Below are 22,169 nucleotides of genomic sequence, written 5' to 3'. Positions count from 1 at the left end.
CGGGGAACCTACCGCCGGAAGCGGCTCACCAGGGCCGACGCGGGGTGCGGTTCGCTGTGCACGGGCCGGCGCGGCAGCCGGTGCGGCAGCGAGCCGTACCAGAGGCGCGAGACGCCGTACCCGAAGGCCAGGCACATCATGCCGCCGACGGCGTCCAGCCAGAAGTGGTTGGCGGTGGCCACGATGACCACCAGGGTCGCCGTCGGGTAGAGCAGGCCCAGGAACCGGGCCCAGGGCGCGGAGGCGACCGCGAAGATCGTCAGCCCGCACCAGAGCGACCACCCTATGTGCATGGACGGCATCGCGGCGTACTGGTTCGACATGTGCTTGAGGTTGCCCGAGGCCATCGAGCCCCAGGTGTGGTGGACCAGCACCGTGTCCACGAAGTCCTGCCCGTTCATCAGCCGGGGCGGCGCGAGCGGGTAGAAGTAGTAGCCGACCAGGGCCACGCCCGTGGTGGCGAAGAGGATGAGCCGCGTGGCCGCGTAACGCCCCGGATGGAAGCGGTAGATCCACACCAGCACGCCGATCGTCACGACGAAGTGGAGCGTGGCGTAGTAGTAGTTCATGCCCACGACCAGCCACGTCACCGAGTTCACGGCGTGGTTGACGGACTGCTCGACCGCGATCCCCAGGCCCCGCTCCAGGCTCCAGATCCAGTCGGCGTTCGCGAGGGCGGCCGCCTTCTGCTCCGGCACCGCGTTGCGGATCAGCGAGTACGTCCAGTAGCTGACGGCGATCAGCAGGACCTCGAACCAGATGCGCGGCCGGCGCGGCAGGCGGAGCCGGGTGAGGAGGGTGCGTTCGGACCCCGGACGGCTCTCCGGCTCGGTCACGGTGGGTGACGAGACGTCCGTCCGGGTTTCCAGTGTCTTCACGCTCGATTCACCCATGGGGAGAGAGTCTGCCAGATGCGATCTCGCCTCCGATCATCCCCGGGGACGGTCTTCGGCGCCCGCGGTCCGCCCTGCGGACGACTCCCCGTCCCTAGGGGTACACCGCTAGGCCCCCCGGCGCTGACCCGGGCCCGAGGCCGTGGACCCGCGGACCACCAGCTCCGGCAGGAAGACGAACTCGCTGTGCGGGGCCGGCGTACCGCCGATCTCCTCCAGCAGGGTGCGCACCGCGGCCTGCCCCATCGCCAGCACGGGCTGGCGGATGGTGGTGAGCGGCGGATCGGTGAACGCTATGAGGGGGGAGTCGTCGAAGCCGACCACCGACATGTCCCGGGGGACGGCGAGGCCCTGCTGCCGGGCGGCCCGGATGGCTCCGAGGGCCATCATGTCGCTCGCGCACACGATCGCCGTGCAGCCCCGCGCGATGAGCGCGGCCGCGGCGGCCTGCCCGCCCTCCAGCGTGTACAGGGAGTGCTGGATCAGCTCCTCGACCGCGGCCTCGTCGAGCCCGAGCCGCTCCTTCATCCCGAGCCGGAAGCCCTCGATCTTGCGCAGCACCGGCACGAACCGCTTCGGCCCGACGGCCAGACCGATCCGGGTGTGCCCCAGCGCGGTCAGGTGGGTCACGGCGAGCTGCATCGCGGCCCGGTCGTCGGGGGAGACGAAGGGGGCCCGCACCTTGTCGGAGAAACCGTTGATGAGGACGTACGGGACGCCCTGGCCGCGGAGCTGGTCGTAGCGGCCCATGTCGGCGGTGGTGTCGGCGTGCAGCCCCGAGACGAAGATGATCCCGGAGACCCCGCGGTCCACCAGCATCTCCGTCAGCTCGTCCTCGGTGGACCCGCCGGGCGTCTGCGTGGCCAGCACCGGGGTGTACCCCTGCCGGGTCAGCGCCTGCCCGATGACCTGCGCGAGCGCCGGGAAGATGGGGTTGTCCAGTTCGGGGGTTATCAGTCCGACCAGGCCCGCGCTGCGCTGGCGCAACCGTACGGGCCGCTCGTAGCCGAGCACGTCGAGCGCGGCCAGCACGGACTCGCGGGTGCCTGCGGCCACACCGGGCTTGCCGTTGAGCACGCGGCTGACAGTGGCTTCGCTGACCCCCGCCTGGGCTGCGATGTCGGCTAGCCGTGCGGTCACGGGATTGGACTGTACCGGTCCCCGGCTCACAAGGACCACCACGTGCAGGAATCCGCGGGCAGCCGGACCGTGCGGCCGTCCGTTTCGACGGGGGAGCTGGACAGGACCGGGCGGCCGGGGGCGGGGAGTTCCAGGGCGGCGGGGCGGGTGTTGAGGGTGCAGGCGAAGCCGGGGCGGGTGAACAGGAGCGTGCCCTCGGGGGAGGGGAGCCAGGTCAGGGGGCCCGCGTCCGGGGAGCCGAGGCCGGGCAGGGCGCGGCGCAGCTCCAGCGCGGCCCGGTACAGCTCCAGGGTGGAGTGCGGGTCGCCGGTCTGCGCGGCCACGCTCAGGCCCGCCCAGTCCGCCGGCTGCGGGAGCCAGCTGCCGCCGGGGCCGAAGCCGTACGGCGGGCGCGGGCCGGCCCAGGGCAGCGGGATCCGGCAGCCGTCGCGGAGCCCGTCCTGGCCGGTGGTGCGGTGGAAGGCCGGGTCCTGGCGCACCTCGTCCGGCAGGTCGGTCACCTCCGGCAGGCCGAGTTCCTCGCCCTGGTACACGTACGCGGACCCGGGCAGCGCCAGCATCAGCAGCGCGGCGGCCCGCGCCCGGGCCAGCCCCTGCTCCCCGCCCCCGTACCGGGTCACGTGCCGGACCACGTCGTGGTTGGACAGCACCCAGGTGGTGGGGGCGCCGACCGAGGCGGTCGCGGCGAGGGACTCGTCGATGACGGTGCGCATCGCGGCCGGGTCCCACGGGCAGTTCAGGAACCGGAAGTTGAAGGCCTGGTGGAGTTCGTCGGGGCGGACGTACAGGGCGAGCCGCTCCGAGGTGGGCGCCCAGGCCTCGGCGACCCCGATGCGCGGGCCCTCGTAGGAGTCGAGGAGGCGGCGCCAGGAGCGGTGGATGGCGTGGACGCCGTCCTGGTCGAAGAAGGGGAGCGGCTCGGTGCCGATCAGGGTGGCCTGGGCGCCGCGGCCGATGTCGGGCAGGCCGGGGGCCTTGACCATGCCGTGGGCGACGTCGACGCGGAAGCCGTCCACGCCCAGGTCCAGCCAGAAGCGCAGCACGGACGCGAACTCCTCGGGTACCTCGGGGTGGTCCCAGTCGAGGTCGGGCTGCTCGGGCGCGAAGAGGTGCAGGTACCAGGCGCCGTCCGGGACCCGGGTCCAGGCCGGGCCCCCGAAGACGGACTCCCAGTCGTTGGGCGGCAGCGAGCCGTCCGCGCCCCGGCCGGGGCGGAAGAGGTAGCGCGCGCGGGCGCCCGGTACGCCGGCGAGGGCCTCGCGGAACCAGGGGTGGCGCTCGGAGGTGTGGTTCGGGACCACGTCGACGATGACCCGCAGGCCGAGCTCGTGCGCGGCCCGTACGAGGTCGTCGGCGTCGGCGAGGTCCCCGAAGAGGGGGTCGACGGCCCGGTAGTCGGCGACGTCGTAGCCGCCGTCCGCCTGCGGGGAGACGTAGAAGGGGGTCAGCCACACGGCGTCGACGCCCAGCCGGGCCAGGTGCGGCAGCCGCCGGCGCACCCCGCGGAGGTCCCCGACGCCGTCGCCGTCGCTGTCCGCGAAGGAGCGCACGTACACCTGATAGATGACGGCATCGCGCCACCAGCCGCCGTCCGGGGTGGTGTCGCTGGAAGAGCTTGCAAGCGGGAGGGCCGTCAACTCGTGCGTCATATCGGGGTCAACGCGAGTACACGCCCCCTGGTTGCGGGCCTGTGCAATCGAAGCCGACTCGAACTAACAGCAAGCTGCGGCAACCGTAGGGACACACGGATGTAACGATCAGCTCGTCTTGCAGAAAATTGCCGCAAGGTCTTTCGGTCGGCTTTCAGGCTTGTTACGTTCCTGGCAACTCGGGACCGCGAGGGCGCGGCCGGGATCATCGAAGGAGTTCATATGCGGCGTGGCATAGCGGCCACCGCGCTGGTCGCGGCCCTGGCGCTCGCGGCGACGGCTTGCGGCGGTGACACCAAGGACGACGGCCAGGAGACCAAGGCCGGCGGGGAACTCTCCGGCACCGTCACCTGGTGGGACACCTCCAACGACGCCGAGAAGGCGAGCTTCCAGAAGATCGCCGAAGCCTTCACGGCGAAGCACCCGAAGGTGACCGTCAAGTACGTCAACGTCCCGTACGGCGACGCGCAGAACAAGGTCAAGAACGCCTTCAGCAGCGGCTCCGAGGCCCCCGACGTGATCCGCGCCGACGTCGGCTGGGTCGCCGACTTCGCCTCGCTCGGCTACCTCGACGAGGTCCCGGCCGAGACCGCGAAGAAGGTCGACGCCGAATTCCTCGCGCAGGCCGCGGCCAGCGGCAAGTACGAGGGCAAGACCTACGCCGTCCCGCAGGTCATCGACACCCTCGGCCTCTTCTACAACAAGAAGATGCTCGCCGACGCCGGAGTCCAGCCCCCCAAGACCCTGGAGGAGCTGAAGACGGCCGCCGCCGCCATCAAGGCGAAGACCGGCAAGACCGGCCTCTACCTGCGCGGCGACGACTCCTACTGGTTCCTCCCCTTCATCTACGGCGAGGGCGGCGACCTGGTCGATGCCAAGACCAAGACGGTCACCGTCGACAACGCCGCGGGCGTCAAGGCCTTCAAGGCCGCCCGCGACCTGGTCACCTCCGGCGCGGCCGTCACCAACGCCACCGACGGCTGGACCAACATGCAGACCGCCTTCAAGTCCGGGGAGGCCGCGATGATGATCAACGGCCCCTGGGCCGTGGCCGACAGCTACGCGGGCGACCAGTTCAAGGACAAGGCCAACCTCGGCGTCGCCCCGGTCCCGGCCGGCTCCGCCAAGGCCGGCGCCCCGCAGGGCGGCCACGACCTCGCCGTGTACGCGGGCTCCAAGAACACCGCCGCCGCGCACGCCTTCGTCGAGTACATGACCTCGCAGGAGGTGCAGGTGCAGTCCGCCAAGGACCTCAGCCTGCTGCCGACGCGCACGGCCGCCTACGAGCAGCCCGACGTCAAGGCCAGCGAGATGGTCCAGTTCTTCAAGCCGGCCGTGGACAAGGCCGTCGAGCGGGCCTGGATCCCGGAGAACGGCTCCCTCTTCGAGCCGCTGAAGGTCGAGTACACCAAGGCCGTCACCGGGGCGTCGAGCCCCGAGGACGCGGCCAAGGCGGCCGGCGTCGAGTTCCGCAAGATCCTCAAGGGCTGGAAGTAGTACGGACGATGGCTGCTGACACCAGCCGGTCGGTGGCGAAGGCCGCGGGAGACGACGACCTCGTCGCCCGCGGCCCCAGCCGCACGACTGCCGGCGCAAACCCCCGCGCGAAGCGCGGCCTCACCCGGGCCCTCGCCACGCACTGGTACGCCTGGGCCATGGTCGCCCCGGTCGTGCTCGTCCTCGGCGTGATCATCGGCTGGCCGCTCGTCCGGGGCGTCTACCTGTCGCTGACCGACGCCAACGAGCGCAACGTCGCCCGCACCATCGGCGTCCGCCACATCGAGGCGACGTACGAGTTCGTCGGGCTCGACAACTACACCGCCGTGCTCGGCGACCCGGTCTTCTGGCAGCGGCTGGTGTGGACGGTGATGTGGACCGTCGCCTGCGTGTCGATCACCTTCGCCCTCGGCCTCGGCCTGGCCACCATGCTCAACCGGCAGTTCCGGGGCCGCGCCGCCTACCGGATGGCGCTCATCCTGCCCTGGGCCGTCCCCGGCTTCGTCTCCGTCTTCGCCTGGCGGTTCCTCTTCAACCGCGACAACGGCATCCTCAACAAGGTCCTCGACGGCGGCGGCATCTCCGCCGTCCCGTGGCTCGACGACCCCACCTGGGCCAAGTTCTCCGTCATCGCCGTCAACGTCTGGCTCGGCGTCCCCTTCATGATGGTCGCCCTGCTCGGCGGACTGCAGTCGATCCCCGGAGAGCTGTACGAGGCCGCCGAGATGGACGGCGCCGGACCGTGGCAGCGGTTCCGGCACATCACGCTGCCCGGGCTGCGCGCGGTGAGCATGACGGTCGTCCTGCTCTCCACCATCTGGACCTTCAACATGTTCCCGGTGATCTTCCTGCTGACGCGGGGCGGGCCGGGCGACTCCACCGAGATCCTGGTGACCCAGGCCTTCCGCGAGGCCTTCATCGCGAGCCCGCGCGACTTCGCCGGCTCCGCGACCTGGGGCGTCCTGATCCTCGCCCTGCTCATGATCTTCGCGCTGGTCTACCGGCGCTCGCTGCGCAAGCAGGGAGAGGTGTGGTGACCGTGACCACGAACCCGGCCCCGGTCTCGACTCCGGCCCAGGCCCCGAACCCGGTGCGTGAGCGGGGCAGCCGTTCCCCGCTCGCCTCCGTCGGACTGCACGCCACGCTCCTCGTCGCCGCCGTCATCGCCGTCTTCCCGGTGCTGTGGATCCTGCTGACCTCGCTCAAGCCCGCGAAGTACGCCATCACCACGGACTTCGTGAAGGAACCCACCCTCGGGAACTACCGCTACCTGCTGGAGGACAGCCACTTCCTGAGCTGGTTCGCGAACTCCGTCCTGGTCGCCGGCGTCACCACCGTCCTCGGCGTGTTCATCGCCGCCACCACCGGATACGCCGTCAGCCGCTTCAAGTTCCCGGGCATGAAGCCGCTCATGTGGACCCTGCTCATCACGCAGATGTTCCCGATGGCCATCCTCATCGTCCCGCTCTACAACCTGATGGGCGACCTCGGACTGCTCAACCAGCCCCTCGGCCTGATCATCACGTACCTCACCATCGCCGTGCCGTTCTGCGCGTGGATGATGAAGGGCTTCTTCGACACCATCCCGGTCGAGATCGACGAATCCGGCCGCGTCGACGGACTCAACCCCTTCGGCACCTTCTGGCGCCTCATCCTCCCGCTCGCCAAGCCCGGCCTCGCCGTCACCGGCTTCTACGCCTTCATCACCGCGTGGGGCGAGGTCGCGTACGCCTCCGCCTTCATGGTCGGCGAGGAGAACCTCACCCTGGCCGGCGGACTCCAGACCTTCGTCACGCAGTACACCTCCAACTGGGGTGCCATGAGCGCGGCTTCCGTGCTCATCGCCATCCCGGCGGCGGTCTTCTTCCTCTTCGCCCAGCGCCACCTCGTCGCCGGGATGACGGCGGGCGCGACCAAGGGCTGACCACCCGCGCCCGCTTCCCGTATCACCGGCCCGATCTCATCACCCGGCCCGATCTCTTCAAGGACGACATGACCCAGCACCTCGCCGAAACGCTCTCCACCTCCACCGGCACCCTGCCCGGCTGGTGGAGAGAAGCGGTGATCTACCAGGTCTATCCGCGCAGCTTCGCCGACTCCAACGGGGACGGCATGGGGGACCTCGAAGGCATCCGCAGCCGACTGCCCTACCTCAAGGAGCTCGGCGTCGACGCCGTCTGGCTGAGCCCCTTCTACGCCTCCCCGCAGGCCGACGCCGGCTACGACGTCGCCGACTACCGGGCCATCGACCCCATGTTCGGCACCCTGCACGACGCCGACGCCGTGATCCGCGAGGCCCACGCGCTGGATCTGCGCATCATCGTCGACCTCGTCCCCAACCACTGCTCCGACCAGCACGAATGGTTCAAGCAGGCGCTCCGCGAAGGCCCCGGAAGCCCGCTGCGCGAACGCTTCCACTTCCGGCCCGGCCGGGGTGCCAACGGCGAAGAACCCCCGAACGACTGGGAATCCCTCTTCGGCGGCCCCTCCTGGACCCGCGTCGCGGACGGCGAGTGGTACCTGCACCTCTTCGCCCCCGAGCAGCCCGACTTCAACTGGGACCACCCCGCCGTCCAGGACGAGTTCCGCTCCGTCCTGCGCTTCTGGCTGGACCTGGGCGTGGACGGCTTCCGCATCGACGTCGCCCACGGCCTCGTCAAGGCCCCCGGCCTGCCCGACCTCGGCCGCAGCGAACAGCTCAAGCTCCTCGGCAACCAGGTCCTGCCCTTCTTCGACCAGGACGGCGTCCACGAGATCTACCGCTCCTGGCGGACCGTCCTCGACGAGTACGCCGGAGACCGCATAGGCGTCGCCGAGGCGTGGACCCCGAGCGCGGAGCGCACGGCCCTGTACCTGCGGCCCGACGAGCTGCACCAGGCCTTCAACTTCCACTACCTGAACACCGGCTGGGACGCGGAAGCGCTGCGCGCCGCCATCGACGACTCCCTCGACGCGATGCGTCCCGTGGGCGCGGCGACGACGTGGGTGCTGTCCAACCACGACGTGGTGCGCCACGTGACCCGGTACGGGGGCGGGGAGCAGGGGCTGGCCCGGGCGCGGGCCGCGGCGCTGCTGATGCTGGCGCTGCCCGGGTCCGCGTACGTGTACCAGGGCGAGGAACTCGGCCTGCCGGAGGTGACCGACCTGCCGGACGAGGTGCGCCAGGACCCGGCCTTCCACCGCGCCACCGGCCAGGAGGGACTGCGCGACGGCTGCCGCGTACCGATCCCGTGGGCGGGGACCGAGGCCCCGTACGGCTTCGGCGACGGCGGCAGCTGGCTGCCGCAGCCGGCGGACTGGGCGGGCCTGAGCGTGGCCGCGCAGACCGGCGACCCCGGCTCCACGCTGGAGCTGTACCGGGCCGCGCTGCGGATCCGGCGCGAGCGGGCCGAGCTGGGCGCGGGCGACGCGGTGGAGTGGCTGCCCACCCCCGCCGGGGTGCTGGCCTTCCGCCGGGGCGGCTTCGTCTGCACGGTCAACACGACGGGCGAGCCCGTACGGCTGCCCGCGCCGGGGACGGTACTGCTGGCCAGCGGGGACCTCGCGGACCCGGACCTGCTCCCGGCCGACACGGCGGTGTGGTGGCAGGGGTGACCTCCCCGCTCCGGCTGACGGACATCGCCGCGCAGGCCCAGGTCAGCGAGGCGACGGTCAGCCGCGTGCTGAACGGCAAATCGGGTGTGGCGGCCGGGACCCGGCACAAGGTGCTGGCCGCCATGGACCTGCTGGGCTACGAGCGGCCCGTGCGGCTCAAGCGGCGCAGCAACGGGCTGGTCGGGCTGCTGATACCGGAGCTCACGAACCCCATCTTCCCGGCGTTCGCGCAGGTCATAGAGCAGGCGCTGGCCGGACACGGCTACACGCCGGTGCTGTGCACGCAGACCCCGGGCGGGGCCACCGAGGACGAACTGGTCGAGCAGCTGGAGGAGCGGGGGGTCACGGGGATCGTCTTCCTGTCGGGGCTGCACGCGGACGCCTCGGCCGACCCGGCGCGCTACCAGCGGCTGGCGGCGCGGGGGGTGCCGTTCGTCCTGATCAACGGGTTCAACGAGGCCATCAGCGCCCCCTTCGTCTCGCCGGACGACAGGGCGGCCGCCGACATGGCCGTCCGGCACCTGGAGGAGCTGGGCCACCGCCGGATCGGCCTGGCGATCGGGCCGACGCGGTACGTGCCGTCGGCGCGCAAGGAACAGGGCTTCCTCGCGGCCCGGCCGGGGGCGGAGGCCGAAGGGCTGGTCCAACGCACGCTGTTCACGGTGGAGGGCGGCCACGCGGCGGGCGGCGCCCTGCTGGAGCGGGGCTGCACGGGGGTGGTCTGCGCGAGCGACATGATGGCACTGGGCGTCATCCGCGCGGCCCGCGAACGGGGGCTGCGGGTGCCGGAGGACGTCTCGGTGGTCGGCTTCGACGACTCCCCGCTCGTGGCCTTCACCGACCCGCCCCTGACCACGGTCCGCCAGCCGGTCCGCGCCATGGCCACGGCAGCGGTGGGCGCCCTCCTCGAAGCGGTGGCGGGCACCCCGGTCCAACGCACGGAGTACGTCTTCCAACCGGAACTGGTGGTCAGGGGCTCGACGGGACAGGCGCCGTAGGGGGGGGCGGGGGCGGGGGCCCGGCGCGGGCCCGCTATCTCCCCCTCGACCCCCAGGGCTCGGTGGCGCCTGCCCACCCGCCTCCCCGGGTGCGGGCGGGCGGGTGGCTGGGCCTTCGCCCCAGCGGAGTCGGCGAGCCGCCCGGGCTTCGCGAGGTGCGGGGTCAAGCCGGGCCGGATCAGAGAAGGTATGGGGGTTTCCCGTCAGTCTCATCGTCCTTCCGTGTCGTGCCGGCCTGTCAAGGGCGCTCCCTTCGGTCGCGTCGCTTCGCGATGGCCTTCGGCCACCCTTGACAGACCACCCCGCCACGAAAAGCCGAAGACTGCCGGGAAACCCCCAAAAGAACGGCACGGGTCAGAGGACAGGTCCTGTCCGGCTCAGGGATGCCCGGCCCCTTCACACCGAGCCGGGTACAGCCCCGGGCGGACATCCATCGAATTCCGGGCCGGGTGGGGCCTGACCGCACGAAACGACGACGAGGGCATCCGGTGGCGCGCCCGGACGCGTCAGGCCGCCGCGTGCTTCTCGTCGTTTGGCGTCTGCGGGCTGTCTAGGGCCCGGTCATTCCCCTGGCCGCCGTCGGTTCAGGCACCCTTCCAGGATGTCGAGGTATCCGGCGGGCACGATGTTGCCGACCGCGGTCGTGAATTCGAGACCGGACGCGTCGCGTACGTAGGCCAGCCGCATCCACCGCTCGGCCCCGCTGTCCGAAACGTTCTCGTTGGTCACGGCCATCAGCTCGCCCTCGACGCCGGAGGCGATATCGCGGACCCGGCGGCCCAGGAGCCGATGCGGCACGTACTCGTAGCGCTCAGTCATCGGACGCCTCCTCGATGGAGGCGACGAATCGCTCCCAGCCGATGCGAGCACGGTCGATTAGTTCCTGGCTGAGGCCCAACCCGGCCTCCTGGCCTGGCGAGAGGCGGTCCAAGGCTTCGTGGGGGTTGAGGGCCACCGTTGGGAGCGTCTCGACGTCCCGTCGATTGTTGGTCATGGAGCCATGACACCGCTCTGCAAGTTCTCTTCCCAGGGGAAACCTTCGGGGGAAAAACCTGTCAAGGGGGAACCTGCGGGGGAAGCGACGGCCATCATGGAGCCACGCCGACCGAGAGGGGCCACACTCATGCCCGCAGACCCATTCGGTCAGATGCTGCTCCGGCTTCGGATGGAGGCCGGACGTACCCAGGAGCAGCAAGCAGCCGCGATCAACACGGTGTCCGGCCGGGACACCCTGACGCGCCGTGAAATCAGCCGTTACGAGAACGGCGAGAACATTCCGACTGCCCACACCATTGCCCACATTGCGGTGGCCTGCGGTTTACCGCCAGAGCAGCTTCAGCGGGTGGCTGCCGCCGCGCGCGCACGGCGCGGAAACGCGGCAGGATGCGAAGAAGAGGGGGTGGGCGACGTGGAACGGCGCAAGTTGATCGGGAGCGCAGTTATCGGTGCTGCTGTCGCCAGTGAGCCGTGGGGCCGTCTGGCCCATGCCCTCGGCAGGGGCAGCCGTGTTGACGCCCATGCTGTCGGCGCCCTGGTGAACCGGGCCAGCGCCCTCCACGTCAGCGAAAACCACCTGACGGCCCGGCAACTTCAAGGGCATGTCGTGGCGCATCTTGATGCGATCACTGCGGTGCTTCCTCACGCTCGTGACAGCGAACGGGATCTCGCCGTCGCGGCTGGCGAGACAGCGGCGCTCGCCGGATGGATCGCCTGGGATCTGGGCGACTACCCGGCGGCCCGTTCGTATTATCAGGTCACCGCCGACTGTGCCGATGTCGCAGGCCATCCTCCGCTGCGCGCTCTCGCCCTGACTTACGCGAGTTATGGAGCGGTGAGTCCGGTCCGCAGGCTTGAACTGCTGGCTCGGGCCGCCGAAGACGTTCGCGGCCCCGGCCTTGCCACTGCCGCTGCTTGGATCCACGGCCGCCATGCGGAAGAGTCGGCCGCCACGGGTGACGTTACTGCCGCCTTACGCGCGCTCGACCGTGCCCGCACCGCGTACGACTACGCTGACCCCACGGCTGAACAGGCTTGGGTGCAGTTCATGACTCCCGCTCGCATGGACGCACTTGTGCTCTCGGTTTACGGACAGCTTGCTCATTTGGAACTCGCCGAGGCAGCCGATGCTGCCTCTCGGCGCCTGGGGGATGAACTGTCTGAAGCGGGCGTTGTCATCCTTGGGGACCTGGCCGCCGCTCTCCTTATGGGGGGTGACGTCGATCAGGGCGTGTATGTCGCCCGTCAGTTTGCCGCGGCGGCTGATACCCGCCCGAACACGATGGGCCGTGCACGTGCACTCGGTATCGCCCGCCAGCTTCCCCACCGCGAGCGCGAACTGGCAGCGCACCTCCAGGCGTGCGCCGCCTGATCTGGAACCCATCAGAACGAGATCTACTCGGGCGCGGTTTCTTCGACGACCCACGACAGATAGGAATCTGAGCCGCCGTCCACGGGAATGACAATCCATTCCGGGACCTCGTAGTCGTGCGCCTGCGTGACCCAGGCGCCCAGAGCAGGCAGTCGGTCTCGTGTCGTCTTGTAGGAGATGCGCCACTCGGTAGCCGTCTCGATGGTCCCCTTCCACCGATAGACGGCGGTGAAGGGCGCGTCGATGTGTGCGCAAGCAGCCAGCCGGGCCTCGACCGCGCCTCGCGCCAATTCTCTCGCCTTGTGCTCATCGTCGATGGTCGTCTGCGCGATCACGATGTCGGTCGCCATGGCGCCCCTCCTCTGGTGTCGGTCTACCCCGACACTACCCATCCGCCGCCGTGCTCTCTCGGGACCTTGAGGTCGGTGACGACGACAAGCACCTGAACTTCCGCGCCTCGTTCACCGTGCGGCCCAAGGCGAGCCGCCGGTGATCTGGCCGCTGTCTGGTGTGGTCAGGCCCTCGATCCGCTCCACCCTCGCGGTCTACCAGCGCCGCCGCGTTTTTGGCGCCGCCGATCTCGCCCGCCGCGCCCGCGAGGCCCTCGCCTAACATGCCCAACAACCCGCCCGACGAAGGGAAACCCGTGGCTCAGCAGACCGACGACCGCTTCCCAGTCCTCAAGCCGGCGCTCGAATCGATGACCCTGTTGGTCGCGGCCGTCATCGTCCACGACAAGGCCACCAACCGCGTGGTCCTCCTCCAGCGCAGCGAGAACGCCAAGTTCGCCCAGGGCATGTGGGACCTCCCCGTCGGCAAGAGCGAACGGGGCGAGCCCATCACCGAGACCGCGGTCCGCGAGCTCTACGAGGAGACCGGCCTCACCGTGAAGCCCGAGGCCCTCAAGGTCGCCCACATCATCCGCGGCGCCTGGGGCGTCGAAGCCCCCAACGGCTTCCTCACCGTCGTCTTCGCCACCCACGAATGGACCGGCGAACCCGAAAACCGCGAGCCTCGCAAGCACTCCCAGGTCCGCTGGGTCGACGCCGACGCCATCCCTGACACCTTCGTCGAGACGACCGCCAGCGCACTGCATCACTACCTCGGCGGCAACTCGGAGGTATCGCTGGACGGTTGGTGAACCCGCCCTCCGGCGCGGTGTGAGGTAATGGCCGCATGGGCAAGGGAGTTCGAAGGAATGTGGCACCTGTCGTGAAGGCGGCGGGTGCGAGTCTCGGGGCCTACGGCCATGTGGATGCGGTGGCCGTCGACCTGCCGGCGGGGACGAACGCCGAGGGCTTCGTCCGGCTGCTGATGTCGGGGCGTCCGTCGTGGATGGGCCGGCTGATGGCCGTGCGGGATGCGGTCGTGGCTCCCTTCGGCCTGCGGGTGCAGGAGCGGGGGAAGGACGATGACACGCGCATCGAGCCGGGAGTGAGGAAGGGGCCCTTTCGGGTTCTGGAGGTCCGGGAGGACGAGATCCTGTGCGGGGACGATGACAAGCACCTGAATTTTCGTGCCTCGTTCGCCGTGCGGCCCAGGGCCGACGGTTCGGGGCTGGAGGGTGTGTGCACCACCGTGGTTCGGTTCAACCGGCCCATCGGGCGCGTCTATTTCAGGGTCATCGAGCCCTTTCATCATCTTGTCGTCGCCTCCCTTCTTGCACAGGTCCCCCGGCGCTGACGAGTCCGTCTCAGTTGGGCAGGTCGACGTTCCACGTGCGGTTGCCCGCCGCGTTGGCGGTGATCGGGGCCGACGCCTCCGGGTTCTTGGGGTCGAACACCGACTCCACCCGGTGGGTCATTTCGTCACTCGTCCAGAACGGTTCCTTCTTGGTGAACCGGCCGCCCAGCTTGCGGCGGACCTTCCAGCGGAAAGTGACCTGGTAGGAGACGAGCCAGTAGTCCTTGGTCATCTTCATCTCGCGGGAGAATCCGGGGCTGTCGTCGAAGGAGATGCGGCCGGGCTCGTTGACGATGGTTCCGTCGTCGGTGTTGTAGGGCGGACGGAAGGGGCCGTCCACGACCCACGCGCGCTTGGACTTCTTGGGCTGGTAGTTCGCCGCTGCCGGCGAGATCTGACGGTTCTCGTCCGTGACCTCCTGCCAGAAGTCGTACGCGTCATCCGCGCGCGTCGTCATCCCGTCCGCCCGCCGCAGCGTTGCCTGCTGTTCGAAGCCGATCTCCTGGCTCCCGTCGAGCGACTGCTGATGGGCGCCGACGTAGCGGGAGGTGAAGTGGAGGGTGGGATTGCCGATCTCTTCGGGCTCCTCCGCCGCCTTCTCCTTGCCCTTCACCGAGGTCCCGGCCCGGCCGCTGCGCGTGGACCGGGTCGCCTGCTGGTCCTTGTCGACGCGCTGCTGTTGCTGTGGCGGGCTCTCGCCCCGCTCGATGCCGACGTCGTCCTGGGTCCGCTTCGAGCGCGTCGACGGTGCGGCCCAGGGGACCTTCGGCCCCGACCCGCCGGTTTCCCCGACCATCCGGCTCACCGCCGCGTTGCCCACGGTGCGCTGGAGGGCCATCGCCTGGGCAGGCGTCATCGCGCCGGGGCCTGCGGTGAAGGGGTGCTCGCGTGCGCTGTCCCCGGCCGGCCGGATCGGGTGCCGGGCGTCCTCGTCCTTCTCCGGCTCCTTGCGAACGCGCACGGCAGACGTCCCCTCGTATAGGTGGTGTGCCTCGTGCCCCGGCGGCTCACCGGAGCGCGGTTCACGCGACGTTAGACGGCCGAGGAGCGGGGCTTCAAGAGCACGCGTGTACGCGGCGGGGCAGCGGGAGTGGCCGCCGAGGGCAGCGTGGGCCTCTTGGTGGTGCAGGTGTGGGCGGAGCCGGCCTCGGAAACAATTCTGCAATCTCTTGCGCAAGCTCTTGCAACACGCCCTGGCGGCCCCTACGGTCAGCGGCAATCCCCACCTCTCCGCCAGGAGGCCCCCCATGCCCCGAACAGCAAGAAGCCGTAGAGCCGCGCTCGCCGCGACCCTGCTCGCCGCTGCCGCCCTCGGCGTTCCGGCCCCGTCCGCGCAGGCCGCCGCGCCCGGGGGCAAGGACGTGACCGCCGTGCTCTTCGAGTGGCGGTTCGACTCCGTCGCCGCCGCCTGTACCAGCAGTCTCGGGCCCGCCGGGTACGGGTACGTGCAGGTGTCGCCGCTGCAGGAGCACATCCAGGGGTCCCAGTGGTGGACCTCCTACCAGCCCGTCAGCTACAAGATCGCCGGGCGGCTCGGGGACCGGGCCGCGTTCAAGGCCATGGTCGACACCTGCCACGCCGCCGGGGTGAAGGTCGTCGCCGACTCCGTCATCAACCACATGGCCGCCGGTGACGGGGTGGGGACCGGCGGGTCTTCGTACACGAAGTACGGGTACCCGGGCCTCTATTCCGGTGCCGACATGGACGACTGCCGCGCAACCATTTCTGACTACCGCGACCGCGCCAACGTCCAGAACTGTGAGCTCGTGCAGCTCGCCGATCTGGACACCGGCGAGGACTACGTGCGCGGCCGCATCGCCGGGTATCTCAACGACCTGCTCTCGCTGGGCGTCGACGGCTTCCGGATCGACGCCGCCAAGCACATGCCCGCCGCCGACCTCGCCAACATCAAGTCCCGGCTCACGAACCCCGGCGTCTACTGGAAGCAAGAGGCCATCTTCGGCGCCGGCGAGGCCGTCGCGCCCAGCGAGTACCTCGGGAACGGGGACGTGCAGGAGTTCCGGTACGCCCGGGACCTCAAGCGGGTGTTCACCAGCGAGAACCTCGCCTACCTGAAGAACTTCGGCGAGGCCTGGGGTTACATGCCGAGCGGGCAGGCGGGCGTCTTCGTCGACAACCACGACACCGAGCGCGGCGGCGACACACTCACCTACAAGGACGGTTCCGCCTACACCCTCGCCGGCGTCTTCATGCTGGCCTGGCCGTACGGATCGCCCGACGTGCACTCCGGGTACGAGTGGACGGACCGGGACGCCGGGCCGCCCAACGGGGGCACGGTGAACTCCTGTTACGCCGACGGCTGGAAGTGCCAGCACGCCTGGCGGGAGATCTCCTCCATGGTCGCCTTCCGCAACGCCGCCCGCGGGCAGGCCGTCACCGACTGGTGGGACGACGGGGGAGACCGGATCGCCTTCGGGCGGGGGGCCAAGGCTTACGTCGCCATCAATCACGACGCCACCGCCCTGACCCGGACCTTCCAGACCTCCCTGCCCGCCGGCGCCTACTGCGACGTGCAGAGCGGCCGCGCCGTGACCGTCGACTCCGGCGGCCGGTTCACCGCCACCCTCGGCGCCGGGACCGCCCTCGCCCTGCACGTGAACGCCCGTACCTGCGGGGCCGCCACCGCCACCGGGGCCTCGTTCGCGGTCAACGCCACCACCGCCCCCGGCCAGGACGTCTACGTCACCGGCGACCGCCCCGAGCTCGGCGGCTGGAACACCGGCGCCGCCCTCAAGCTCGACCCGGCCGCGTACCCCGTCTGGAAGCTCGACGTCGGGTTCCCCGCCGGGACGGCCTTCGCCTACAAGTACGTCCGCAAGGACGCCGCCGGGAACGTCACCTGGGAGAGCGGCGCCAACCGCGCCGCCACCGTCCCGGCGAACGGCAAGGTCACGCTGACCGACACCTGGCGCAGCTGACCCGCAGCACCCACCCCCGTACCCGAGGAGATCCTCCGTGATACGCCCCGTCGCAGGAGTGCTCGCCGCCGCGCTGGCCGTGACGCTCCTGCCCGCCCTCCCGGCTTCGGCCGCGGCCGCGAAGACCCCCGCCCCGCCCCCGGACGCGAAGCTGGCCGCCGAGCCCGCCCGGCACGACCTGACCCGTGAGCAGTTCTACTTCGTGCTCCCGGACCGCTTCGCGAACGGCGACCCGCGCAACGACCGGGGCGGCCTGACCGGGAGCCGTTCGCAGACCGGGCTGGACCCGACCGACAAGGGCTTCTACCAGGGCGGGGACCTCAAGGGGCTGACCGACCGGCTCGACTACATCAAGGGGCTCGGGACGACCGCCATCTGGCTGGCGCCGATCTTCAAGAACCAGCCGGTGCAGGGGACCGGGAAAGAGGAGTCCGCCGGTTATCACGGGTACTGGATCACCGACTTCACCCGGGTCGACCCGCACTTCGGCACCAACGCCGATCTGGCGCGGCTCATCGACAAGGCACACGGGAAGGGGATGAAGGTCTTCTTCGACGTCATCACCAACCACACCGCCGACGTCGTCGACTACCGGGAGGGCTCCCACGACTACCTGTCCAAGGGCGCCTTCCCGTACCTGACGAAGGACGGCGTGCCCTTCGATGATGAGGATTACGGGACCAAGGGCTTCCCGAAAACCGGCCCCGGCACCTTCCCCCGCACCCCCTTCGTGCCCGACGCGAAGAAGAACCTCAAGGTGCCCGGCTGGCTCAACGACCCCGCGATGTACCACAACCGCGGTGACTCCACCTTCGCCGGGGAATCGGCCGAGCAGGGCGACTTCTCCGGGCTCGACGACCTGTGGACCGAGCGTCCCGAGGTCGTCGAGGGGATGGAGAAGATCTACGAGAAGTGGGTGAAGGACTTCGCCGTCGACGGTTTCCGCATCGACACCGTCAAGCACGTCGACACCCCCTTCTGGACGCAGTGGGCCACAGCCCTGGAGAAATACGCCGCCCAGCGCGGCCGGAAGGACTTCTTCATGTTCGGCGAGGTCTACTCCGCCGACACCGCCGTCACCTCCCCCTACGTGACCCGGGGCCGCCTCGACGCCACCCTCGACTTCCCCTTCCAGGACGCCGTCCGCGCCTACGCCTCCCAGGGTGCGCAGGCCGGCCGGCTGGGCTCCGTACTGGCCGCGGACTACCGGTACACCACCGACAAGGCCAACGCCTACGAGCAGGTGACCTTCCTCGGCAACCACGACATGGGCCGCTTCGGCACCTTCCTGAAGCAGGACCGGCCGGGCGCCGGGGAGCAGGAGCTGCTGGACCGCTACCGCCTCGCCAACGAGCTGATGTTCCTCTCCCGCGGCAACCCGGTGATCTACTCCGGCGACGAGCAGGGCTTCACCGGCTCCGGCGGCGACAAGGACGCCCGCCAGCCCCTGTTCGCCTCCCGCGTCGCCGACTACCTGGACGACGACCAGCTCGGCACCGCCCGCACCCACGCGAGCGACGCCTACGATCCGGGACACCCGCTCTACCAGCAGATCAGTGCTCTCTCGAAGCTGACCAGGGAGCACCCGGCGCTGCGCGACGGCATCCAGAGCGAGCGCCTCGCCGACGGCCCCGTCTACGCCTTCGCGCGGACCGACCCGAAGACCCGTACCGAGTACCTTGTCGCCGCGAACAACGCCACCGAGGCCAGGACCGTGCAGCTCGACGCCCCCGCCGGCGCCGTCTACCGCACCCTCTACGGCGGCACCGGCGACCAGCGTGCTTCCGCCGCGGGCAAGCTCACCCTGACCGTCCCCGCCCTCGGCTCCGTCGTCCTGCGCGCCGAGTCCCCCCTCGCCCGGCCCGCCGCCGCGCCCGCCCTCACCCTCCAGGCCCCGGCGCCCGGCGCCGCCGGCACCGTGGAGCTCTCCGCCGAGGTCGCCGGGGGCTCCCTGAACCGGGTCGTCTTCGCCGCCCAGGCCGGGAACGGCCCCTGGCAGGTGCTCGGTTCCGCCGACCACGCCCCGTACAAGGTCACGCAGGACGTCACGGCCCCCGCCGGGACGCCCCTGCGCTACAAGGCCGTCGCCGTCGACTCCGCCGGGCACACCGCGAGCGCCCTCGCCGCGTCCACCGCGGGCCAGGCCCCGCCGAAGGAGACCCCCACCGCCACCCAGCGCGACTACGCCGTCGTCCACTACAACCGCCCCGACGGCGACTACGCGAACTGGCGCCTCTACGCCTGGGGCGACCTCGCGGAGGGGGAGGCCACGCCGTGGCCCGAGGGGCACCCCTTCACCGGCCGTGACGCGTACGGAGCCTTCGCGTACGTCCGCCTCAAGCCCGGGGCGTCCTCCGTCAGCTACCTCGTCATCGACAAGGACGGCACCAAGGACGTCTCCGCCGACCGCACCCTCGACGTGACCAGGACCGGCGAGATCTGGCTGGAGCAGGGCAAGGAGCCCGCCCGCACCGAACGCCCCGGCTACCCGCCGCAGGACCAGGCCAAGGCCGTCCTCCACTACCAGCGCCCCGACGGCGCCCACGACGGCTGGGGCCTGCACGTGTGGACCGGCGCCGCCACCCCCACCGACTGGTCCAAGCCGCTGCTCCCCACCCGCACCGACTCCTACGGCGCGGTGTACGAGGTCCCGCTCGCCGCCGGGGCCACCAGCCTCAGTTACATCCTCCACAAGGGGGACGAGAAGGACCTCCCCACCGACCAGTCCCTGGACCTCAAGGCCACCGGCCACGAGGTGTGGATGCTGGGCGGCAAGGAGAAGTACCTCCTGCCGCAGCCCGCCGGATCCGCCGCCGCCGTCGACCTCACCAAGGCCGAAGCCGTCTGGATCGACCGCGACACCCTCGCCTGGAACGCCCCCGCGGCCGCCGCCTCCACCCAGCTCCTCGCCTCCCGCGAGGGCCGCGTCACCGCGGAGAACGGCGTCCTGCACGAGGCCGGCGCACAGTGGCTGCGGCTCACCCGGACCGCGCTCACCCCCGCCCAGCGGCAGAGGTTCCCGCACCTGGCCGCGTACACGGCCTTCACCGTCGACCCCCGCGACCGCGACCGGGTCCGCGAGGCCCTGCGCGGCCAGCTCGTCGCGAGCGCCCGCGCCGCCAACGGGGCCGTCCTCGCCGCCACCGGCGTCCAGCTCGCCGGCGTACTCGACGACCTGTACGCGACGGACACGCCCCTCGGCCCCGTCTTCGAGGACGGCCGCCCCACCCTCTCCGTCTGGGCCCCCACCGCCCAGCAGGTCTCCCTCGAACTCGACGGCCGGACCGTCGCCATGCGCCGCGACGACGCCACCGGCGTCTGGTCGGTGCGCGGCGAACGCTCCTGGACCGGCAAGCCGTACCGCTACGCCGTCACCGTCTGGGCGCCGAGCACCCGACGACTCGTCCGCAACCTCGTGACCGACCCCTACTCCACCGCCCTGACCGCCGACTCGACCCGCAGCCTGGCCGTGGACCTGGCCGACCCGAAGCTCGCCCCGCCCGGCTGGCGCGACCTGCGCAAGCCCGCGCCCGTGCCCTTCGCGTCCGCGCAGATCCAGGAGCTGCACCTGCGCGACTTCTCCGCCGAGGACCCCACGAGCGGACACCCCGGCCAGTACCTGGCCTTCACCGACACCGCCTCGGCCGGCATGCGGCACCTGCGTGAGCTGGCCGCCTCCGGCACCTCGTACGTCCACCTCCTGCCCGTCTTCGACTTCGCCACCGTCCCGGAGCGGGCGAAGGACCGTACCCCGCCCGCCTGCGACCTCAAGGTGTACGCCCCCGACTCCGAGGCCCAGCAGGCCTGCGTGAGCGCCGCCGCCGCGAAGGACGCGTACAACTGGGGGTACGACCCGCTGCACTACACGGTTCCCGAGGGCTCGTACGCGAGCGACCCGGACGGCACCGCCCGCACGGTCGAGTTCCGCAGGATGGTCCAGGGTCTGAACGGGGCCGGACTGCGCACCGTCATGGACGTCGTCTACAACCACACCGCGGCCGCCGGCCAGGCGGACACCTCCGTCCTCGACCGCGTCGTGCCCGGCTACTACCAGCGCCTCCTCGCCGACGGCAGCGTCGCCAGCTCCACCTGCTGCTCCAACACCGCACCCGAGAACGCCATGATGGGCCGCCTCGTCGTGGACTCGGTCGTCACCTGGGCCAGGCAGTACAAGGTCGACGGCTTCCGCTTCGACCTGATGGGCCACCACCCGAAGGCCAACATCCTGGCCGTCCGCAAGGCCCTCGACGCCCTCACCCCGCAGAAGGACGGGGTCGACGGGAAGAAGATCGTCCTCTACGGGGAGGGCTGGAACTTCGGGGAGGTCGCCGACGACGCCCGCTTCGTCCAGGCCACCCAGAAGAACATGGCCGGCACCGGCATCGCCACCTTCTCGGACCGCGCCCGCGACGCCGTGCGCGGCGGCGGCCCCTTCGACGAGGACCCGCGCGTCCAGGGCTTCGCGTCCGGCCTGTTCACCGCCCCCAACGGCTCCCCGGCGAACGGCACCCCGGACGAGCAGCGCGCCCGGCTCCTCCACGACCAGGACCTGATCAAGGTCGGGCTCTCCGGGAACCTGGCCGCGTACGTCTTCACGGACTCCGGCGGCCGCCGCGTCAAGGGCTCCGACGTGGACTACAACGGCGCCCCCGCCGGCTACGCCGCCGCCCCCGGCGACGCCCTCGCCTACGTGGACGCCCACGACAACGAGACCCTCTACGACGCCCTCGCCTACAAAATGCCCGCCACCACCACCCCCGCCGAACGGGGCCGGGCGCAGGTCCTCGCCCTGGCCACGGCCGCCCTCTCCCAGGGCCCGGCACTCTCCCAGGCCGGCACCGACCTGCTGCGTTCGAAGTCCCTGGACCGCAACTCCTTCGACAGCGGCGACTGGTTCAACGCGATCCACTGGGACTGCCGCGGCGGCAACGGCTTCGGCCGGGGCCTGCCGCCCGCCGCCGACAACCGCGCCAAGTGGCCGTACGCCGCGCCCCTGCTGAAGGAGGCCGCCGTCCCCGGCTGCGCCGAGATCGGCGCCGCCTCGGCCGCCTACCGCGACCTGCTGAGGATCCGTACGACGGAACCCGCGTTCGCCCTCACCACGGCGCAGGCCGTCCAGGAGCGGCTCGCGTTCCCGCTGTCGGGCGAGGGCGAGACCCCGGGCGTCCTCACCATGACCCTCGGCGACCTCGTCGTGGTCTTCAACGCCACCCCGGGCGAGCAGACCCAGCGCATCGCCGCCCTCGCGGGCACCGGGTACGCGCTGCACCCGGTCCAGGCGGGCGGCTCGGACCCGCTGGTCAAGCGGGCCGGGTACGAGGCGGGGTCGGGCACGTTCACCGCCCCGGCGCGCACGGTCGCCGTCTTCAAGCGGTCCTGACCGCCCGCCGGACGGGGAGGGGCGGTGC

At 70.9% G+C, this 22,169-nt stretch carries 18 protein-coding genes; 11 read left to right on the top strand and 7 right to left on the bottom strand.

Annotated elements, in window-relative coordinates; genetic code table 11:
- Positions 1 to 8: 8 nt before the first annotated feature.
- The 3 genes from ACFV0Q_RS10405 to ACFV0Q_RS10395 all read right to left on the bottom strand — a co-directional run bounded on the left by ACFV0Q_RS10405 (position 9) and on the right by ACFV0Q_RS10395 (position 3,682).
- The gene (locus ACFV0Q_RS10405; RefSeq protein WP_385003512.1) at positions 9 to 893 is read right to left on the bottom strand and encodes a phosphatase PAP2 family protein; all 885 of its coding nucleotides are present in this window, start codon (positions 891 to 893) and stop codon (positions 9 to 11) included.
- Positions 894 to 1,001: 108 nt separating this feature from the next.
- A complete protein-coding gene (locus tag ACFV0Q_RS10400; protein ID WP_385003510.1) occupies positions 1,002 to 2,033 on the bottom strand; it encodes a LacI family DNA-binding transcriptional regulator in 1,032 nt (343 codons plus the stop codon).
- A gap of 26 nt (positions 2,034 to 2,059) precedes the next feature.
- A complete protein-coding gene (locus ACFV0Q_RS10395) occupies positions 2,060 to 3,682 on the bottom strand; it encodes a glycoside hydrolase family 13 protein (protein WP_385003508.1) in 1,623 nt (540 codons plus the stop codon).
- A 222-nt stretch (positions 3,683 to 3,904) separates the two neighbouring features.
- Between ACFV0Q_RS10395 and ACFV0Q_RS10390 the strand changes: the two genes are divergently transcribed.
- From ACFV0Q_RS10390 to ACFV0Q_RS10370, 5 genes are all read left to right on the top strand, one after another.
- Entirely contained in the window at positions 3,905 to 5,179 is a 1,275-nt protein-coding gene (locus tag ACFV0Q_RS10390; RefSeq protein WP_385003506.1) for an extracellular solute-binding protein, read from the top strand.
- Between the two features lie 8 nt (positions 5,180 to 5,187).
- Positions 5,188 to 6,216 (top strand): carbohydrate ABC transporter permease, encoded by a 1,029-nt coding sequence (locus tag ACFV0Q_RS10385; RefSeq protein WP_385003504.1) that lies wholly within the window; start codon positions 5,188 to 5,190, stop codon positions 6,214 to 6,216.
- A gap of 2 nt (positions 6,217 to 6,218) precedes the next feature.
- On the top strand, positions 6,219 to 7,103 hold the full coding sequence (locus tag ACFV0Q_RS10380; protein ID WP_385003538.1) for a sugar ABC transporter permease: 885 nt from the start codon (positions 6,219 to 6,221) through the stop codon (positions 7,101 to 7,103).
- 68 nt (positions 7,104 to 7,171) lie between these two features.
- A complete protein-coding gene (locus ACFV0Q_RS10375; protein WP_385003502.1) occupies positions 7,172 to 8,773 on the top strand; it encodes a glycoside hydrolase family 13 protein in 1,602 nt (533 codons plus the stop codon).
- Positions 8,761 to 9,771 (top strand): LacI family DNA-binding transcriptional regulator, encoded by a 1,011-nt coding sequence (locus ACFV0Q_RS10370; RefSeq protein ID WP_385003500.1) that lies wholly within the window; start codon positions 8,761 to 8,763, stop codon positions 9,769 to 9,771. Before ACFV0Q_RS10375 ends, ACFV0Q_RS10370 begins: the two co-directional genes overlap by 13 nt.
- 561 nt (positions 9,772 to 10,332) lie before the next feature.
- Here ACFV0Q_RS10370 and ACFV0Q_RS10365 read toward each other — a convergent pair.
- Both ACFV0Q_RS10365 and ACFV0Q_RS10360 read right to left on the bottom strand, forming a co-directional pair.
- Positions 10,333 to 10,590, bottom strand: a complete 258-nt coding sequence (locus ACFV0Q_RS10365) for a hypothetical protein (protein ID WP_385003497.1) — start codon at positions 10,588 to 10,590, stop codon at positions 10,333 to 10,335.
- Positions 10,583 to 10,765, bottom strand: a complete 183-nt coding sequence (locus ACFV0Q_RS10360) for a hypothetical protein (RefSeq protein WP_385003495.1) — start codon at positions 10,763 to 10,765, stop codon at positions 10,583 to 10,585. The genes ACFV0Q_RS10365 and ACFV0Q_RS10360 overlap by 8 nt, the downstream gene beginning before the upstream one ends.
- A 129-nt stretch (positions 10,766 to 10,894) precedes the next feature.
- Here ACFV0Q_RS10360 and ACFV0Q_RS10355 point away from each other — a divergent pair, with 129 nt between their 5' ends.
- A complete protein-coding gene (locus tag ACFV0Q_RS10355; RefSeq protein WP_385003492.1) occupies positions 10,895 to 12,139 on the top strand; it encodes a helix-turn-helix domain-containing protein in 1,245 nt (414 codons plus the stop codon).
- 23 nt (positions 12,140 to 12,162) lie between these two features.
- On the opposite strand, the gene cutA is transcribed toward ACFV0Q_RS10355, so the two are convergent.
- The gene (cutA, locus tag ACFV0Q_RS10350) at positions 12,163 to 12,489 is read right to left on the bottom strand and encodes a divalent-cation tolerance protein CutA (RefSeq protein ID WP_385003489.1); all 327 of its coding nucleotides are present in this window, start codon (positions 12,487 to 12,489) and stop codon (positions 12,163 to 12,165) included.
- Positions 12,490 to 12,628: 139 nt separating this feature from the next.
- Between cutA and ACFV0Q_RS10345 the strand changes: the two genes are divergently transcribed.
- From ACFV0Q_RS10345 to ACFV0Q_RS10335, 3 genes are read left to right on the top strand one after another with little or no spacing between them, the layout of a single operon-like run.
- On the top strand, positions 12,629 to 12,751 hold the full coding sequence (locus tag ACFV0Q_RS10345) for a hypothetical protein (RefSeq protein ID WP_385003540.1): 123 nt from the start codon (positions 12,629 to 12,631) through the stop codon (positions 12,749 to 12,751).
- A gap of 1 nt (position 12,752) precedes the next feature.
- Complete coding sequence (locus tag ACFV0Q_RS10340; RefSeq protein ID WP_385003486.1) at positions 12,753 to 13,280, top strand: NUDIX domain-containing protein; 528 nt, start codon at positions 12,753 to 12,755, stop codon at positions 13,278 to 13,280.
- A 59-nt stretch (positions 13,281 to 13,339) separates the two neighbouring features.
- Positions 13,340 to 13,822 carry a DUF2867 domain-containing protein gene (locus ACFV0Q_RS10335; RefSeq protein ID WP_385003483.1) on the top strand — a complete coding sequence of 161 codons (483 nt, stop codon included), beginning with the start codon at positions 13,340 to 13,342 and terminating at the stop codon, positions 13,820 to 13,822.
- Between the two features lie 10 nt (positions 13,823 to 13,832).
- On the opposite strand, the gene ACFV0Q_RS10330 is transcribed toward ACFV0Q_RS10335, so the two are convergent.
- Positions 13,833 to 14,783, bottom strand: a complete 951-nt coding sequence (locus tag ACFV0Q_RS10330) for a hypothetical protein (RefSeq protein WP_385003480.1) — start codon at positions 14,781 to 14,783, stop codon at positions 13,833 to 13,835.
- A gap of 286 nt (positions 14,784 to 15,069) precedes the next feature.
- Here ACFV0Q_RS10330 and ACFV0Q_RS10325 point away from each other — a divergent pair, with 286 nt between their 5' ends.
- Both ACFV0Q_RS10325 and pulA read left to right on the top strand, forming a co-directional pair.
- Entirely contained in the window at positions 15,070 to 16,761 is a 1,692-nt protein-coding gene (locus tag ACFV0Q_RS10325) for a carbohydrate-binding module family 20 domain-containing protein (protein ID WP_385003477.1), read from the top strand.
- A 37-nt stretch (positions 16,762 to 16,798) separates the two neighbouring features.
- Positions 16,799 to 22,141, top strand: a complete 5,343-nt coding sequence (pulA, locus tag ACFV0Q_RS10320; protein WP_385003474.1) for a pullulanase-type alpha-1,6-glucosidase — start codon at positions 16,799 to 16,801, stop codon at positions 22,139 to 22,141.
- The last annotated feature ends 28 nt before the right edge of the window (positions 22,142 to 22,169 follow it).

Origin of the sequence: Streptomyces sp. NPDC059564 (assembly GCF_042735575.1) — a bacterium.
Lineage (GTDB): Bacteria > Actinomycetota > Actinomycetes > Streptomycetales > Streptomycetaceae > Streptomyces.
Note: the sequence above shows the minus strand (reverse complement) of the source record. Positions and strands in the feature narration are given on the sequence as shown.

Excerpts from the sequence above, each read along its gene's own strand:
- ACFV0Q_RS10405 (WP_385003512.1), bottom strand. The coding sequence starts at position 893 with ATGGGTGAATCGAGCGTGAAGACACTGGAAACCCGGACGGACGTCTCG.
- ACFV0Q_RS10395 (WP_385003508.1), bottom strand. The coding sequence starts at position 3,682 with ATGACGCACGAGTTGACGGCCCTCCCGCTTGCAAGCTCTTCCAGCGAC.
- ACFV0Q_RS10390 (WP_385003506.1), top strand. The coding sequence starts at position 3,905 with ATGCGGCGTGGCATAGCGGCCACCGCGCTGGTCGCGGCCCTGGCGCTC.
- ACFV0Q_RS10385 (WP_385003504.1), top strand. The coding sequence starts at position 5,188 with ATGGCTGCTGACACCAGCCGGTCGGTGGCGAAGGCCGCGGGAGACGAC.
- ACFV0Q_RS10375 (WP_385003502.1), top strand. The coding sequence starts at position 7,172 with ATGACCCAGCACCTCGCCGAAACGCTCTCCACCTCCACCGGCACCCTG.
- ACFV0Q_RS10365 (WP_385003497.1), bottom strand. The coding sequence starts at position 10,590 with ATGACTGAGCGCTACGAGTACGTGCCGCATCGGCTCCTGGGCCGCCGG.
- ACFV0Q_RS10360 (WP_385003495.1), bottom strand. The coding sequence starts at position 10,765 with ATGACCAACAATCGACGGGACGTCGAGACGCTCCCAACGGTGGCCCTC.
- ACFV0Q_RS10355 (WP_385003492.1), top strand. The coding sequence starts at position 10,895 with ATGCCCGCAGACCCATTCGGTCAGATGCTGCTCCGGCTTCGGATGGAG.
- cutA (WP_385003489.1), bottom strand. The coding sequence starts at position 12,489 with ATGGCGACCGACATCGTGATCGCGCAGACGACCATCGACGATGAGCAC.
- ACFV0Q_RS10340 (WP_385003486.1), top strand. The coding sequence starts at position 12,753 with ATGCCCAACAACCCGCCCGACGAAGGGAAACCCGTGGCTCAGCAGACC.
- ACFV0Q_RS10325 (WP_385003477.1), top strand. The coding sequence starts at position 15,070 with ATGCCCCGAACAGCAAGAAGCCGTAGAGCCGCGCTCGCCGCGACCCTG.